This is a genomic window from Porphyromonas uenonis 60-3 (assembly GCF_000174775.1).
Taxonomy (GTDB): Bacteria; Bacteroidota; Bacteroidia; order Bacteroidales; family Porphyromonadaceae; genus Porphyromonas; species Porphyromonas uenonis_A.
In genome coordinates this window covers 1-545 of sequence record NZ_ACLR01000184.1, presented here as the reverse complement: position 1 = coordinate 545, position 545 = coordinate 1, and the positions used below count along the sequence as shown (strand labels likewise).

The 545-nt window shown below is 45.1% G+C and carries 1 protein-coding gene; it reads left to right on the top strand.

Translation table 11 applies throughout. From position 1 onward, the window contains the following. The first annotated feature begins 77 nt into the window (after positions 1-77). On the top strand, positions 78-212 hold the full coding sequence (locus PORUE0001_RS11070) for a hypothetical protein (RefSeq protein WP_007364501.1): 135 nt from the start codon (positions 78-80) through the stop codon (positions 210-212). Positions 213-545 lie beyond the last annotated feature (333 nt).

The window sequence follows — 545 nt, the reverse complement described above, 5'->3', positions numbered from 1 at the left end:
TGTGTACGAGGATCTCGTAAGCTGTAGCCTATCAAGACTAACAGCGTCGCCATCCCCGATCACATGACTAGACGACTATGGATATACGACTACCTTATCTCACACCCACCAGTCTCTCCAAGGCTCTAGAGGCAGCCTCTCGAGCAAGACAATCTACACATCACCAAGAGATGATGCAGCACCTCCTCGAGCTAGCGCAGAGCGGGGTGTAGCTACTTCTATCCTAAGGGGATACAACAAAGTCTCTCCTAAGCATTCTAGCCTGCAACCACTGCGGGCTAGATGCTATACTCCTTGAGGCAAGAGACACATAAAGCGAGCCGTCTAGTACTCAGAGACTAGACAGCTCGCTTCTCTTATTGCGTCTTAGAGCAGTGCTCCCAAGAACTAACTTCTAATCTCTATCTTCTAATCTCTATCTTCTAATTTCTATTATACCCTAAGGGACATGTATACGTATCGGAGAGTTTTTAGTATCTTTGTGGGACTTGAAATTAAGATCGCAACCAGTAAATATGAAGAGAACTTGTAAGTTTACACTTGAT